Source organism: Enterobacteriaceae endosymbiont of Plateumaris rustica, from assembly GCF_012562965.1.
In the GTDB taxonomy this organism is placed as follows: domain Bacteria; phylum Pseudomonadota; class Gammaproteobacteria; order Enterobacterales; family Enterobacteriaceae.
In genome coordinates, this window is sequence record NZ_CP046228.1 from 410,506 (window position 1) to 425,799 (window position 15,294).

Annotated in this window: 13 protein-coding genes, 1 other RNA gene and 1 pseudogene (1 of these 15 only partly in view); 8 read left to right on the forward strand and 7 right to left on the reverse strand. The window is 17.9% G+C overall.

What is annotated here, in order from left to right; all coding sequences use genetic code 11:
* Positions 1-13: 13 nt before the first annotated feature.
* Both thrA and parC read right to left on the reverse strand, forming a co-directional pair.
* Positions 14-2,455: a bifunctional aspartate kinase/homoserine dehydrogenase I gene (thrA, locus tag GJT82_RS02015; RefSeq protein WP_168819817.1), complete on the reverse strand. Its 2,442-nt coding sequence runs from the start codon at positions 2,453-2,455 to the stop codon at positions 14-16.
* 248 nt (positions 2,456-2,703) lie between these two features.
* Positions 2,704-4,965 carry a DNA topoisomerase IV subunit A gene (parC, locus tag GJT82_RS02020; protein WP_168819819.1) on the reverse strand — a complete coding sequence of 754 codons (2,262 nt, stop codon included), beginning with the start codon at positions 4,963-4,965 and terminating at the stop codon, positions 2,704-2,706.
* A gap of 177 nt (positions 4,966-5,142) precedes the next feature.
* Here parC and GJT82_RS02025 point away from each other — a divergent pair, with 177 nt between their 5' ends.
* A complete protein-coding gene (locus tag GJT82_RS02025) occupies positions 5,143-6,210 on the forward strand; it encodes a 3-deoxy-7-phosphoheptulonate synthase (protein WP_168819821.1) in 1,068 nt (355 codons plus the stop codon).
* Between the two features lie 18 nt (positions 6,211-6,228).
* Complete coding sequence (gene tyrA, locus GJT82_RS02030; RefSeq protein WP_246225631.1) at positions 6,229-7,356, forward strand: bifunctional chorismate mutase/prephenate dehydrogenase; 1,128 nt, start codon at positions 6,229-6,231, stop codon at positions 7,354-7,356.
* 83 nt (positions 7,357-7,439) lie between these two features.
* On the opposite strand, the gene bamD is transcribed toward tyrA, so the two are convergent.
* Positions 7,440-8,156, reverse strand: a complete 717-nt coding sequence (bamD, locus tag GJT82_RS02035; RefSeq protein WP_168819823.1) for an outer membrane protein assembly factor BamD — start codon at positions 8,154-8,156, stop codon at positions 7,440-7,442.
* Positions 8,157-8,237: 81 nt separating this feature from the next.
* On the opposite strand from bamD, the gene GJT82_RS02455 reads away from it, so the two are divergent.
* The 4 genes from GJT82_RS02455 (at position 8,238) to GJT82_RS02050 (ending at position 10,998) form a co-directional block, all read left to right on the forward strand.
* Positions 8,238-8,492, forward strand: a complete 255-nt coding sequence (locus tag GJT82_RS02455) for a S4 domain-containing protein (protein WP_246225634.1) — start codon at positions 8,238-8,240, stop codon at positions 8,490-8,492.
* Positions 8,462-9,190 (forward strand): RluA family pseudouridine synthase, encoded by a 729-nt coding sequence (locus GJT82_RS02040; protein ID WP_246225665.1) that lies wholly within the window; start codon positions 8,462-8,464, stop codon positions 9,188-9,190. Before GJT82_RS02455 ends, GJT82_RS02040 begins: the two co-directional genes overlap by 31 nt.
* A gap of 161 nt (positions 9,191-9,351) precedes the next feature.
* Complete coding sequence (locus GJT82_RS02045; RefSeq protein ID WP_168819825.1) at positions 9,352-10,077, forward strand: DsbA family protein; 726 nt, start codon at positions 9,352-9,354, stop codon at positions 10,075-10,077.
* 42 nt (positions 10,078-10,119) lie between these two features.
* A complete protein-coding gene (locus tag GJT82_RS02050; protein WP_168819827.1) occupies positions 10,120-10,998 on the forward strand; it encodes a 5'-3' exonuclease in 879 nt (292 codons plus the stop codon).
* Here the strand turns inward: GJT82_RS02050 and yihA are convergent.
* The gene (gene yihA, locus GJT82_RS02055) at positions 10,995-11,606 is read right to left on the reverse strand and encodes a ribosome biogenesis GTP-binding protein YihA/YsxC (RefSeq protein ID WP_168819830.1); all 612 of its coding nucleotides are present in this window, start codon (positions 11,604-11,606) and stop codon (positions 10,995-10,997) included. The two genes, GJT82_RS02050 and yihA, sit on opposite strands and share 4 nt — an antisense overlap.
* A 141-nt stretch (positions 11,607-11,747) precedes the next feature.
* On the opposite strand from yihA, the gene typA reads away from it, so the two are divergent.
* Positions 11,748-13,577: a translational GTPase TypA gene (gene typA / locus GJT82_RS02060; protein WP_168819832.1), complete on the forward strand. Its 1,830-nt coding sequence runs from the start codon at positions 11,748-11,750 to the stop codon at positions 13,575-13,577.
* Between the two features lie 65 nt (positions 13,578-13,642).
* Here the strand turns inward: typA and ssrA are convergent.
* From ssrA to bamE, 3 genes are all read right to left on the reverse strand, one after another.
* Positions 13,643-14,002: a transfer-messenger RNA gene (ssrA, locus tag GJT82_RS02065) on the reverse strand.
* 6 nt (positions 14,003-14,008) lie between these two features.
* Entirely contained in the window at positions 14,009-14,473 is a 465-nt protein-coding gene (gene smpB / locus GJT82_RS02070; RefSeq protein WP_168819843.1) for an SsrA-binding protein SmpB, read from the reverse strand.
* An 86-nt stretch (positions 14,474-14,559) separates the two neighbouring features.
* Positions 14,560-14,892, reverse strand: coding sequence for an outer membrane protein assembly factor BamE domain-containing protein (gene bamE, locus GJT82_RS02075; protein WP_168819845.1), 333 nt, complete (start codon positions 14,890-14,892; stop codon positions 14,560-14,562).
* Positions 14,893-15,127: 235 nt separating this feature from the next.
* On the opposite strand from bamE, the pseudogene grpE reads away from it, so the two are divergent.
* Positions 15,128-15,294, forward strand: a pseudogene (gene grpE / locus GJT82_RS02080) (nucleotide exchange factor GrpE); it runs 586 nt beyond the window's last position.

The following is a 15,294-nucleotide window of genomic DNA, read 5'->3' on the forward strand; positions in this document are numbered from 1 at the left end:
ATTCCTATTTTTATTAAATAATAATACGTAATAAATCAGCAAATACTCCTGAAGCAGTAACTTTATTTCCAGCTCCATAACCTCTTAAAACTAAAGGTATTGGTTGATAATAATTGCTATAAAAAGCTAGAGCATTTTCCCCATTTTTAATTTCAAATAAAGGATCTTTTTTATGTATTTGTAAAATTTGTACTTTACAAATACCATAATTATTTATACTTCCTATAAAACGAAGAACTTTATTTTCTTTTTTGGCATTTTGTATTTTTTTTTCAAAACTTTCATCTAATTTTGGTAATAAAGACATAAATTCTTTTACTGAATTTAAATTTTTAAATTCATTGGGAATAATTGATTCTATTTGAATATCATTTAATTCTAAATTATAACCAATCTCTCTTGCTAAAATAAGAAGTTTTCTAGCAACATCTATACCTGATAAATCAATCCGAGGATCAGGTTCTGTAAAACCCATTTTTTTTGCCATATACGTTGCTTTAGATAAAGATATACCTTCTTCTAATTTACCAAAAATAAATGAGAGAGATCCAGATAATATTCCTGTAAAATTAATTAATTTATCACCTGTATTTATTAAATTTTGTAAATTATAAATAACAGGTAAACCAGCGCCAACATTAGTTTCATAAAAAAATTTACAATTATTTTTTTTAGCTACTATACGTAAATCTTTATAATATTTTAAAGATGATGTATTAGCTTTCTTATTAGTAGCTATAACATGAAATCCATTATTAAAAAAATTAATATACTGATTAGCAATTTTTTGTGAAGAAGTACAATCTATAATAACAGGATTAATAAATTTATATTGTTTAATATTAGAAAAAAATTTTTCTATTGTGTAATTATTACAATTATTTTTAATTTGTAAATACCAATTATTTAAATTAATACCATTAATATTTATTAAAGAAGATTTAGAATTAAAAATTCCACAAATTTTAATATTAATAAATTTATTTTTTAATAATTTCTGTTGATTATTTATTTGATCTAATAATGTACTTCCTACACCTCCAATACCTATAACAAATACTTCAAGAATTTTTTCTTTATAAAATAATAATTGATGTGCTATTTTCATAACATTATCTACATAATTATTTTTTATCACTATAGAAATAGAATTTTGTAAACAATTATGTGAAATAGCTAAAATATTGATTTTTGTAATTTGAAAAATATGTAAAAAATTTGTTATTATATTTATATGATTATTTATTTTATCACCTACTAAAGAAATAATAGATAATTCTTTTATAATATATAAAGGATTAATTAGTTTATTTTTAAATTCATGAACAAAATTTTTTTCTATTAATGATTTAAAAAAATTTGCATGTTTTTTTAAAATATAAAAATAAATACCATATTTAGAAGATGATTGTATTTTTAATAAAATTGATATTCCTGATTTAAAAGTAATATCTAACATTTTTGGTATTACATATTGTATATTTTTAATTTTATCACTAAATACATAAAACATTACTACATTTTTTTGTTCAGTAATACTTTTTATTAATGGTAAGTTATTATTTTCACTAATAAGTGTTCCTGGAGATTGTGGTTTCATTGTATTTTTTACAATACATTGTATTTTATATTTAGCTATAGGAGATATCATCTTATAATGAATTACTTTAGCTCCTAAATAAGATAATGTTGTTGCTTCATTATAAGATATAGATGGTAATAATTTAGCATTTTTTATAAAATTAGGATCAGCAGTATAAATACCATTTACATCAGTCCAAATTTCACAATATTTTACATTTAAACAAGATGCTAAAACAGAAGCTGAATAATCTGAACCATTACGACCTAATAAAACTAATTCATTTTTTTCATTTGAAGCAATAAAACCAGCCATTAAAATAATATCAATATTTAATATATTAATATTTTTTATATTTTGTGAAGAAACCTTTATATTAACTTTAGATTCTAAATAATCTCCTGTAGCTAATAAATATTTTTCCGGTTCTATAATATAAACATTATAATTTTTAGAAATTAATAATTCTTTCATAAAAATAACAGAAAGTTTTTCTCCTTGTGCTAATATTTTAGCATAAATAATATCAGGACAAAAATTTAATAAATTAATACCATGTAATAAATTTTCTAATAATAAAAAAATAATATTTATTTTTTCTTTAATATTATTAATATTTAAATTTTTTTCCTTAAAAGATAGTTCTTGGATTAAATTTAAAAAAAAATTTTTAATTTTTATAAAATGTACTTGAAAATTTTCATTTTTTATAGCTTTTTTTATTATTGATGTTAAATAATTTGTAATTGTTGAAGATGCAGATAATACTATAGCTAATTTTTCTTTTTTTGAATAATTAGAAATAATATTTACTACCATTAAAAATTTTTCTGCATTTGATAATGATGTACCACCGAATTTCAATACTCGCATTTTATTTAACCTACCTTTAATATAATAATTACTATTATTTGTAATAATGCTGAATATTTTAAATATTAAAAAAATATTTTTTAATAATATTTGATATTAATAATTATTTATCCTTAAATAATAATAAATGCAATAAATATGAATAAATATTTTTAATTATTATAAAATTTAATAAATATTTAAATTATTTATATAAATATTTAATTTAAAATGAATTAAATTTTACTAAAAGTATAATTTTATTAAAATTAATTTTCTTTTTTTTTGTCCAAAAAAATATTTTTAATTTTTTCTTTTTTATTTAAAAAAAAACCTTTGTGACTTTTATTTACATAAAATTTTTTTAGTTCTTTATATGTTAAAATAAATTTTTGATTAGTTAATTCAACAAAAATTGTTGATTTATTATTAATTACAAATATCCATTTTAATTTATCTTTATTTTGAATAAAGTCTTTATTATTAATTAATATTAATTTATTACCTTTACCTCTAGTTAATTTTGGTAAAATATTAATAGGGAATAATAAAAATCTACCTATAAAAGATATAGTTAATATCATATGTTTTTTATTATTAATAATTAAAGGTGATAAAATTTCAGCATTCTTAGAAAGTATCATTAAAGATTTACCATTTCTATTACATGCAATTAAATCACTAAAATTACATAAAAAACCATATCCAGAACTGGAAGATAATAATATTTCTTTATTATTTTCTTCCATTAATATACTTTTTATTATAGATCCTTGAGGTATTTTTAATTTACTAGATAATGGTTCTCCTTGACTACGTAAAGGAGGTAAAGAAATAGTATCCATGCTGTAACTACGTCCTTTCGAATCAATTAATACAATTGTTTGATTTTTTTTTCCTTTAACAGAAATTAAAAAAGAATCTCCAGACTTATAATTTAAATTAACGGGATCAATAGCATGACCTTTAGCAGATCTAATCCAACCCATTTTAGATAAAATAACAGTAATAGGTTCATTAGATATTGATAATTCATTTTCATTTAATAATTTAGCTTCTTTGCATTTTTTGAATAACGAACGACGATCATTTGCATATTTTTTTATAGTTAATAATATTTCTTTTTTTAATAAAGAATTCATTTTATTTTTTGAAGATAATATATTACTAATATGTTTATGTTCTTTTTCTAATTCATATTTTTCATTAGTTATTTTCTTCTTTTCTATTAATGTAATAGCACGTAATTTTAAATTTAATAAATTTTCAATTTGTAACTTAGACATATTAAATTTATTTTGAATTATAGAATTAGGATTTAAATTTAAACGAATGATTTTTATTAATTCTTCTAAATTATTATGAGCTATTAATAAACCTTCTAAAATATGTATTTTTTTTGTTAATTTATTTAAATTAAAATTTAAACGTTTTTTTACTATATTTCTTCTAAATACAATCCATTCTGATAAAATTTCTAATAAATTTTTTATAGAAGGTTTATTATTCAAACCTATCATATTTAAATTAATACGATAACTTTTTTCTAAATCAGTTGTAAAAAATAAATGATGTATAATTTGTTCTAATTTTAAATAATTATAATTATTTTTAATAAATATAACAATTCTTGTTGAATTTTTATAATCAGATTCATCTCTTATATCTTCAATCATTGGTAATTTTTTATTTCTTATTTGAGTAGTTATTTGTTCTATTATACGTAATACTGAAACTTGATATGGTAATGATCTTATTATTATAGAATTATTTTTTATACTCCACAAAGCCCTTAATCTAATAGATCCTTTTCCATTTTCATATATTTTACGTAATTCTTTTTTAGGAGTAATAATTTCACTTTTTGTTGGAAAATCTGGTCCTTGTATAATATTTAATATATCATCTAATGTACTTTCAGGATGATCAATTAACTTAACAATTGCTGTAGCTACTTCTTTAATATTATGAGGAGGAATATCTGTAACCATTCCTACAGCAATTCCTATTGCTCCATTTAGAATAATATTAGGTAAACAAGCAGGAAGTATTTTAGGTTCTAATAATGAACCATCAAAATTAGAAATATATTCAACAGTACCTTTTTCAATTTCATTTAATAATAAATTAGAATATTTTGATAAACGAGATTCTGTATATCTCATAGCAGCAAAAGATTTAGGATCATCTGGAGATCCCCAATTTCCTTGTCCTTCTATTAAAGGATATCTATAAGAAAAAGGTTGTGCCATTAACACCATAGCTTCATAACATGCTACATCTCCATGAGGATGATATTTTCCAATCACATCTCCAATAGTTCTAGCTGATTTTTTAAATTTAGAAGATGATTTTAATCCTAGTTCAGACATAGCATATATAACTCTCCTTTGAACAGGTTTTAAACCATCACCAATATGTGGTAATGCTCTATCTGAAATTACATAAATTGAATAATTTAAATAAGCATTTTCAGCAAATTTACATAAATCTATAGATTTTTCTTTTTTTTTCTGAATTAATTTTGTCATAAATTTTATTTATTCTTTTATTAAATTTATTTATCTTCATAATTTTATCATAAATAATATTTAAATTATTTTAATAATTTTAAATATTTATTAAATAAGTATTTATGTATTTTAATATATATATGTTACGTTTATAACAAATAACATTATTAAATTAATATTTAAGGTTTATTAATTATGCAAAAAAATATTAGTAAGAATATAACTAACAAACAAAATTTAATTACTCCTACAGAATTAAAAAAAAAATTACCTATTACTGAAAATATCAAAAAACAAATATTATTGTCACGTCAAATTATATGTAATATAATTAATAAAAAAGATTCTAGAATTTTAATTATTTGTGGCCCTTGTTCTATTCATAATATTAAAGAAACTTTAGAATATGCCAAATTACTAAAAAAAATTTCTTTAAAAATAAATAAATATATATATATAGTTATGCGTGTTTATTTTGAAAAACCACGTACAGTTATTGGGTGGAAAGGATTAATTAATGATCCTTATATGAATAATTCTTATGATATTAATGAAGGATTATATATTGCAAGAAAATTATTATTAACATTAAACGAAATGAAAATTCCTTTAGCTACAGAAATTTTAGATCCAAATACTCCATCATATTTAAGTGAATTATTTAGTTGGTCTGCTATTGGAGCACGTACTACTGAATCTCAAATTCATAGAGAGATAGCATCTTCATTAAAAATGCCTTTAGGATTTAAAAATAATACAGATGGAAGTATTATAACTGCTATTAATGCTATACAAGCTGCATCTATATCTCATAATTTTATTGGAATTAATCAAGATGGTTTAGTTTGTTTGAAAAAAACATCAGGTAATAAAAATTGTCATATAATTTTACGTGGAGGAAAACAAACTAATTATCATGAAAAAGATGTAAATAAATGTAGTAAAAATCTTATAAATGCAGGATTACAACCTAATATAATGATAGATTGTAGTCATAATAATTCAAATAAAGATTTTAAACGTCAATTTATTGTTGTTGATTCTATAATAGATCAAATTAGAAAAGGTAATAATTCTATTATTGGAATAATGTTAGAAAGTTATATTAATGAAGGTAATCAATTAATGAATATAAATAATTATAATAAATTAAAATATGGAATATCAATTACAGATAGTTGTATTAATTGGGAAAATACAGAAAAAATTTTACATAAAATTTATAATAAACTAAATAAAATACTTCCATTACGTTTTTTATAATAAGATATAAAAAATAATATGACTGAGAAAAATATGGTAACTAAATTAGTTACATTACGTAATAAAATTGATAAATTAGATAAAAATTTAATAAATATTTTATCTCAACGTTTAAAATTAGTAAAAAAAATAGGAAAATTAAAAAGTTATTATGATTTACCTATTTATGTTCCAGAACGTGAAAAATTAATAATAAATTTACGAACTAAAGAAGCACAAAAATTAGGAGTATCTCCTAATTTAATTAGAGATATATTACATCGTATAATGTATGAATCTTATATAAATGAAAATAAAAATAATTTTAAAACATTAAATCCAAATCTTAAAAAAATATTAATTATTGGTGGTAAAGGAGGTATGGGACAATTATTTAAAAAAATGTTAATTTTATCAGGATATCAAGTAAATATTTTAGAAAAAGAAGATTGGAATCAAAACATAAATAATTTTTTTTTGGATACAGAAATGGTTATTATTAGTGTACCTATATCATCTTTAGATGATGTAATAAAAAAATTACCCATATTATCTAAAAAATGTATATTAGTTGATGTTACTTCTATAAAAAACAAACCAATAAAAAAAATGTTAAAAAAACATAATGGTCCTGTACTTGGTTTACATCCAATGTTTAATCCAAATAATAATGTTTTAACAAAAAAATTAATAATATATTGTAATGGTCGCTATCCAGAATCTTATAATTGGTTTTTAAAACAAATAAAAATTTGGGGAGTAAAATTGAAATGTGTAGATAGAATAAAACATGATAAATATATGTCTTTTATTCAATCATTAAGATATTTTTCTATATTAATTCATAGTTTTAATTTATCTACGGAAAATATTAAATTAAAAGAACTATTAAAATTTACTTCTCCAGCATATAACATAGATTTAATTATGGCAGGTAGATTTTTTTCACAAAATCCTAATTTATATACTGATATTTTAATGTCATCTAATAATGTGAAACTTATAAAAAATTATTTAAAAAAATCAAATTATATTTTATCTTTAATAGAACAAAATAATAAAATAGAACTTATAAAATTATTTTATAAAATAAAAAACTGGTTTAAATATTATATAAAATCTTTAAATTTAAAAAGTGATAATATATTACGAAATATTAATAATTGAAAAAAATATATATTTTAATTTCAATTTTTAGAAACTTAATATTAATATTAAATATTAAGTTTCTAAATATATAAAATATATTATTAAATAATATTCATTATTTTATATGTTTTTCCCATTATTACTAACGCTAAAATACTTTCTGATGTATAAGAGTAATTTTCAATTAACATTTCACATCTTTTAATAACTGATATATACATTTCTTTATCAAAATAAAATTGAACAATACTTAATTCATATAACATTAAACGTTTATTTAAAATTTTTAATCTTTTTTTTATAAGAGGAATATAAATACTATTAGGATAATTTTCAATTAATGATTTAATATCATATATAGCTTTATTAATATAAAAAGGATTACAATTATTTTTATTTATTCTAAATAAATATTGAATTTTATTATTATCTAATGATATTTCTGATAATATTTTTATATAGAGTATATAATCTGTATATATTGATAAAGGATATATTCTAATAAATTCATCAAATAGATCTATAACAGAAAAAAAATTTTTATTTAAATAATATAAATAAATTAAATTAACTTTGATTTTTTGAGAATATTTATTATAAGGATATAATTTATCAATTTGTTCAAATTGTAACATTGATTTTGTATATTTTTTTTTAAATAAGTTATTATTCGCTTCTAAATATTTTTCTTTAATAAGAAAATTTGTTATAATCTTCTTATTATGAATATATTTATATTGAGAACAATTAGTTATAATTATTAATAATGAAAGTATTAACATTTTATAAAAAAAATTTTTTATTATAAGTTTTTTCATTTTTTTCTTTAAAAAATTAAATTTTAATTAAAAATTAATATTTTTACTATATTACGTTATTTATTACTAATAAAATTATATATGATTAAAATAATAAAATTAAATAAAACTGTTTATAAATTTGATAATGGAATAAGATTAGATATATTTCTTACTAAGGAATTTTTTCAATTTTCAAGATCTCAAATAAAAAATTGGATTATTAATAATAATATAAAAATTAATAATATTATTATAAATAAACCTAAAAAAAAATTATTACAGGAGATAAAATACAGATTGATGTCCAAATATTACAAAAAAGAATATTATGGAAAGCACAAAAAATTCCATTAAATATAATTTATGATGATAATTATTTATTAGTAATAAATAAATCTTCAAATTTAGTAGTACATCCAGGTAATGGAAATTTAGATAAAACATTATTTAATGCTTTATTATATTATTATCCTTTTCTTAGAGATTTACCAAGAGCTGGTATTATTCATAGATTAGATAAAAATACAACTGGATTAATAATTATAGCAAAAACAATGTTATCATATATTAATCTAAAAATATCATTAAAAAAACATAAAATTATAAGAGAATATGAAGCTATAGTTAATGGTATTGTAAAACATGATGATACTATTAATTATCCAATAAAAAAATATTATAATAAAAAAAATATACGTATGATTATAAATCATAAAGGTAAAAATGCAATAACACAATATTTTTTAAAACGTATATTTAAAATACATAGTCATTTAAGAATAAAATTACATACTGGACGTACACATCAAATTAGAGTTCATTTAGAATATATTAATCATAGTATTGTAGGTGATCCTATTTACAAAAAATCATTAATTAATAATATCATTATTAATAATAAAAAATATTATTTTAATAAAATTATAAAAAGACAAGCATTACATGCATGTTATTTAGAATTTATACATCCTATATATAATTATTTATTAAAATTTAATTCATCTTTACCTGAAGATATAAAATATTTGATTTATATTTTAGAAAAAAAATAATATATATTTTAATATGTAAATTATATTTAATAAAATTAACTAAATTTTTTTAAATAAAATTTAAAAAAAGAAAAATATTTAATTAATTATTAAAAAATAATTTCATTAATTTTAAACTTTAGTTTATTATATTTATAATTAAAACTTTTATATAAAAAAATATGAATATTAAAAAATATATATTATTTCTGAGTAGTTTTTTTTTATTAACTTTTTCTAATTTTTGTTTATCATCTACAAAATATATACAAAATATACATTATGAATTAATAGAAAATGCTTCAAAAATAAAATTAATTAATAATCCTAAAACTCAAATCATAGAATTTTTTTCATTTTTATGTCCACATTGCTATAGTTTTTATATTATAACTAATGGAAAAAATTTATCAAATGTAGCTTTTTTAAAAAATTTATCAAATGTAGCTTTTTTAAAAAATTTATCAAATGTAGCTTTTTTAAAAAATTTATCAAATAAAAAATATCATGTAAATATTATAGGTGACTTAAAATTAGCTGAACTAGCTACTTATAATTGGAGTATAGCTATTGCATTAAATGTTGAAGATAAAGTTATTATACCAATGTTTGAGGGTATACAAAAAACTCATAAAATTTATGATTACTTGACTATGAGAAAAATATTTATTAAAGCAGCTAATATAGATAAAAATATTTATGATGCAGCATGGAATAGTTTTATAGTTAAAGGATTAAATATAAAACAAAAAACATTGGCTGAAGAATGTAATGTTACATCAATACCATTTATTGTAGTTAATAATAATTATCATATTATATTAAATTCATTAGATAATACATCCACAAATATTTTTCTTAATAATTATACAAATCTTATAAAATTTCTTTTAAAAAAATATGAATAATATTAATTTAAATAAAAGTATTTTTTATAAAAAATATAATATATGAAAAAAAAATTAATATTAATAGATGGATCATTTTATTTGTATAGAGCTTATTATGCTTTACCTAATTTAACGAATAGTATGGGATTTCCTACAGGTGCAATATATGGTTTTTTAAATATGATTAATAAAATTATTAATAATAATTTAAATAATTTTATTATTATAGTTTTTGATTCAAAAGGTAAATCTTTTAGAAAAAAAATTTTTAATAATTATAAATTAAAACGTATTAAAATGCCAAATAATTTAATTATTCAAATAAAACCTTTATATAAAATTATAAATTCTATGGGATATCATATAATATCTATGAAAAATATTGAAGCTGATGATATTATTGGTACTATTGCTATAAAAGCTGTTAAAAATAATTATTTTGTTTCTATTTTTAGTTTAGATAAAGACATGGCTCAGTTAGTATCTAATAATATTAATCTAATTAATCCTATCAATAATTTTATTTCAGGACCTAATGAAATATATGATAAATATGGTGTAATGCCAAATATGATAAGTGATTTATTAGCATTACAAGGAGATCCTATAGATAATATACCAGGTGTACAAGGTATTGGTAAAAAAATAAGTACATATCTTATAAATAATTTAGGAAATTTAAAATATATTTATAATAATTTAAATTATTTAAATAATTTAAATCTTAAAAAGATACAATATATAAAAAAATGTTTATTAAATAATAAAAAATTAGCTTTTCTTTCACATAAATTAACAAAAATTAAAACAAATATTAATATTAATATAGATATAAATAATTTACATATATATTTTAAACCAAATCAAAAAAAATTATTATATTTATATAAAAAATATGAATTTAAAAAATTAATTAATAATATAAAAAAAAAATATTAATTATTAATTAAGAAATTAATATTTTTTTTTATATTTTGTAAATTATTTTTTTTTAATGATGAAAAAGTTAGTATTTTTATTTTTATATGAAATTTGTATTGTAATTTTAAATTAATTAAAATTTTTTTTATTGTATATATTTTTTTTTTTATAAGAACATTAGATAATTTATCAGATTTATTTAAAATAATTAAAATAGATTTTTTTTTATTAATTAATAATTTTAATAAAATTAAATCTATTTTTTTTAATAAAAAACGAATATCAATAATAAATATTATTCCTTTTAAAGAATTTCTAATTAAAACATATTTTTGAAAAAAATCGAAAGAATTAAAAATTATTTTTTTTCGAAATTTATTATATCCGTAACCTGGAAAATCTAAAAAACGAATTTCCTGATTATTTTTAAAAATATTAATTCTATACGTACATCCTGGAATTTTGCTAGTTCGAGAAATTTTTTTATTAAATAATAAATTAATTATTGTTGATTTTCCTACATTAGTGTATCCAATAACAGCAAACTCATTACCATAATCATGGCTTAATTCATTTATATTTAAAATACTATTAATAAAATTGATAGAATTAAAATTAATTATCATAATTAATATTTTTTAATAAAGTTTTAAATTAATATACACTAAATGTTTAATTTTATGTTAAATAATTTTAATAAAAAATATTATATTAATATTATTTATAGTAATAAAAATTAATATTTTTATATTAAAAAAGGAAATTTTATGAAAAAAATAAGAAACATAGCAATTGTTGCTCATGTTGATCACGGCAAAACAACTTTAATAGATAAATTATTAGAACAATCAGATAATTATAAAAGTCAAAAAAATTCTTTTTATAAAAAAATAAAAGAACGTTTTATGGATACTAATGATTTAGAAAAAGAAAAAGGTATTACTATTTTTTCAAAAAATACATCTATATTTTGGAAAAAATATCAAATTAACATAATTGATACACCTGGTCATGCTGACTTTAGTGCTGAAGTAGAACGAATATTATCAATGGTTGATTCCGTTTTATTAGTAGTAGATGCTACTGAAGGACCTATGCCTCAAACTAGATTTGTTACTGAAAAAGCATTTAATTATAATTTTCATCCTATTATTGTAATTAATAAAATAGATAGAAAAGATATACGTCCTGATTGGGTTATTGATCAAATATTTGATTTATTTATTAATTTAAATGCTTCTGATAAACAACTTGATTTTCCTATTGTATATACCTCAGCTATTAAAGGTATATCTGGTTATGCAATTGATAAAATAAATAATAATATGGATGCATTATATGAATCAATTATTCATTATGTTCCTAAACCAAAAATTAATATTAATAAACCATTTCAAATGCAAGTTTCACAAATAGAATTTAATAATTATATAGGTAATATAGCAATTGGATTAATTAAAAGAGGTACAGTTAAAATTAATCAATTAGTTTTAATAACTAATAAAAAAGGTAAAGTAATAAAATCTAAAATATTATATATAATTTATAATATAGGATTACATCAAATACATTCTAATAAAGCTGAAGCTGGAGATATAATAGGTATTTCTGGTAGTGGATTTGAAAATATTAAAATTTTTGATACAATATGTGATATTAATAATAATAATCCATTACCACCATTAATAATAGATAAACCTACAATAAATATGTTTATTCATGTTAATAACTCTCCTTTTTCTAGTCAAGAAGGTAAATATATAACACCTAGTAAAATTTTACATAGATTAAAAAAAGAATGTTTATATGATATTGCTTTACGTGTAAAAGAAACTGATAACTGTAATATTTTTTGTATTTCAGGAAGAGGTGAATTACATTTAGTTATTTTAATAGAAAATATGAGAAGAGAAGGATTTGAATTGGCTGTTTCTAAACCAAAAATTATTAATTATATTATAAATGGTGTTTTAAAAGAGCCATTTGAAAAATTAATTTTAAATTTTGAAAATAATAAAAAAGGAAATATAATTCAGTTAATTAGTAATAGAAAAGCTATTATAAAAAATATAATCTATGATAAAAATAATAGAATTATAATAGAATCTATTATATCAAGTAGAGGATTAATAGGATTTAGAAATGAATTTTTAAATGCAACATCAGGTACAGGAATTATAAATTCTTATTTTAGTCATTATGATAAAATTGTATCTGAACCAATAGGACAAAGAAAAAATGGTGTTCTAATTTCTAAGAGCCAAGGAAATGCTGTAGGATTTTCTTTATTTCATTTGCAATCTAGAGGTAAATTATTTATTAATCATGGCGAAAAAATTTATGAAGGACAAATTATAGGTATTCATAATAAATCAGATGATTTGACTGTAAATTGTTTAACTGGTAAAAAATTAACAAATATGAGAGCATCTGGTAATGATGATGCTATTAATTTAATTCCTGTCAAAAAAATGCTTTTAGAAGAAGCAATAACTTTTATAAATGACGATGAATTAGTTGAAATTACTCCTATATCTATTCGAATTAGAAAAAAATATTTAAAACAAAATCAAAGAAAAATTTTTAATAGAAACTAATAAAAAATATAAATCAACATTTTTTATTAATTTATTTGTTTTATTGAATTATTTCATATAAAAAATAATGGAGCTGGGGGGATTCGAACCCCCGTCCAAAATTATTATACTATAGGTATCTACATGTTTAGTATCATCTTTTTATTCAACGAAAAGAACTGATGAACAAAGTTACACTATCGTATAGTCTATATTTTAATATATAATCCTAGACAAATTATATACGATCTCTTTTATATATGACCCATTAACTTTTATCAAAGAGAAAAATAATAAGTAACAGGACTTTTACAGTTTTTTAGGCTGCTAAAGCGTAGTTTTTGTTTTTTGCAACTAAATTTATACGTTTTTTTACAAGGCCAACCGTACAACCTTGACATGCTACCAAAAGTTTCATAATTATGTCGAATCCAAAAATCAGCCCCTTTTTTTTAAAAATTAATATTTTTTTTAATTATACGCAATTTATTTATATTCCATTCTTTATTTTTTAATAAAGAACGTTTATCATATTTTTTTTTACCTTTTACAATAGCTATTTTTAATTTACACCAAGACTTTTTCCAATATAAACCTATAACTACAACAGTAAAACCTTTATTATTTAAATAATCTTTTAATAAATAAATTTCTTTTTTGTTTAAAAGTAATTCTCTTTTTCTTATAGAATTAAATTTAATATGATTACATATAGTATTTAAAGGATTAATATTAGAATTTAATAAAAATACTTTATCATTATGTATGACACTAATATAACTATTAATAATAGTTATTTTATTTAATCTTAATGATTTAACTTCCCAACCTTGTAATATAATTCCTGCTTCTATTTCTTTTTTAATAAAAAAATTATGGTATATTTTTTTATTAAAAATAATATATTTTTTTTTCATTTAAATATATATAATTTTTTTATATTTTAAAATAATATTTTACATATTATTTGTAATAATAATATATACATTATATCATAAAATAGTTAGTTTTTAATTAAATTTATTTTTTTTATATTAATTAATTTATTTTTATTATTAAAAATTAAGATAATAGTTTTTTGTTTTAGTTTATTATTTAATCGTTGGATAAAAATATAATACCAAATAGTATTATTTTTTTTATAATTAATAATATATGGATAACCTAATATATTAATAATTTGTTTTTTAGACATATTTTTTTTAATTTTATTTATCAAATTAATATTTAAAAAATTTCCTTGATGAGTATTTTCTTGATATATTATTCTTTTTAATATTGTACAATTCGATAAAATTAAAATAAAAGGTAATATAAAAATTATTTTATAATTCATATAAATATCTCTGTAATATTTATTATTTAGTAAATTTAATAAAATTAATATTTTATTATATATATATTTATATTGAAAATAATTAATTTTTATTAAAAATTTTTTAAATAATTATATTTAGTATATTTTAAAAAAATTTAATAAAATAATAATATTTAATTTTAAAGAAATTATAAAATTAATCATATATATTAATTAAATTATATATTAATAAATAGTATAAATGGAGTAAAAAATGATTAATAAAAAACCATTAAAAAATTCTCAAATAAATAATAAAAATATTCAAAATGAAATAATAAAAAATAAAGAAAATGACAAAATTAAAAATATTCAAAATGAAATAATAAAAAATAAAGAAAATGACAAAATTAAAAATATTCAAAATGAAATAATAAAAAA

Excerpts from the sequence above, each read along its gene's own strand:
- thrA (WP_168819817.1), bottom strand. The coding sequence starts at position 2,455 with ATGCGAGTATTGAAATTCGGTGGTACATCATTATCAAATGCAGAAAAA.
- parC (WP_168819819.1), bottom strand. The coding sequence starts at position 4,965 with ATGACAAAATTAATTCAGAAAAAAAAAGAAAAATCTATAGATTTATGT.
- GJT82_RS02025 (WP_168819821.1), top strand. The coding sequence starts at position 5,143 with ATGCAAAAAAATATTAGTAAGAATATAACTAACAAACAAAATTTAATT.
- tyrA (WP_246225631.1), top strand. The coding sequence starts at position 6,229 with ATGACTGAGAAAAATATGGTAACTAAATTAGTTACATTACGTAATAAA.
- bamD (WP_168819823.1), bottom strand. The coding sequence starts at position 8,156 with ATGAAAAAACTTATAATAAAAAATTTTTTTTATAAAATGTTAATACTT.
- GJT82_RS02455 (WP_246225634.1), top strand. The coding sequence starts at position 8,238 with ATGATTAAAATAATAAAATTAAATAAAACTGTTTATAAATTTGATAAT.
- GJT82_RS02045 (WP_168819825.1), top strand. The coding sequence starts at position 9,352 with ATGAATATTAAAAAATATATATTATTTCTGAGTAGTTTTTTTTTATTA.
- GJT82_RS02050 (WP_168819827.1), top strand. The coding sequence starts at position 10,120 with ATGAAAAAAAAATTAATATTAATAGATGGATCATTTTATTTGTATAGA.
- yihA (WP_168819830.1), bottom strand. The coding sequence starts at position 11,606 with ATGATAATTAATTTTAATTCTATCAATTTTATTAATAGTATTTTAAAT.
- typA (WP_168819832.1), top strand. The coding sequence starts at position 11,748 with ATGAAAAAAATAAGAAACATAGCAATTGTTGCTCATGTTGATCACGGC.
- smpB (WP_168819843.1), bottom strand. The coding sequence starts at position 14,473 with ATGAAAAAAAAATATATTATTTTTAATAAAAAAATATACCATAATTTT.
- bamE (WP_168819845.1), bottom strand. The coding sequence starts at position 14,892 with ATGAATTATAAAATAATTTTTATATTACCTTTTATTTTAATTTTATCG.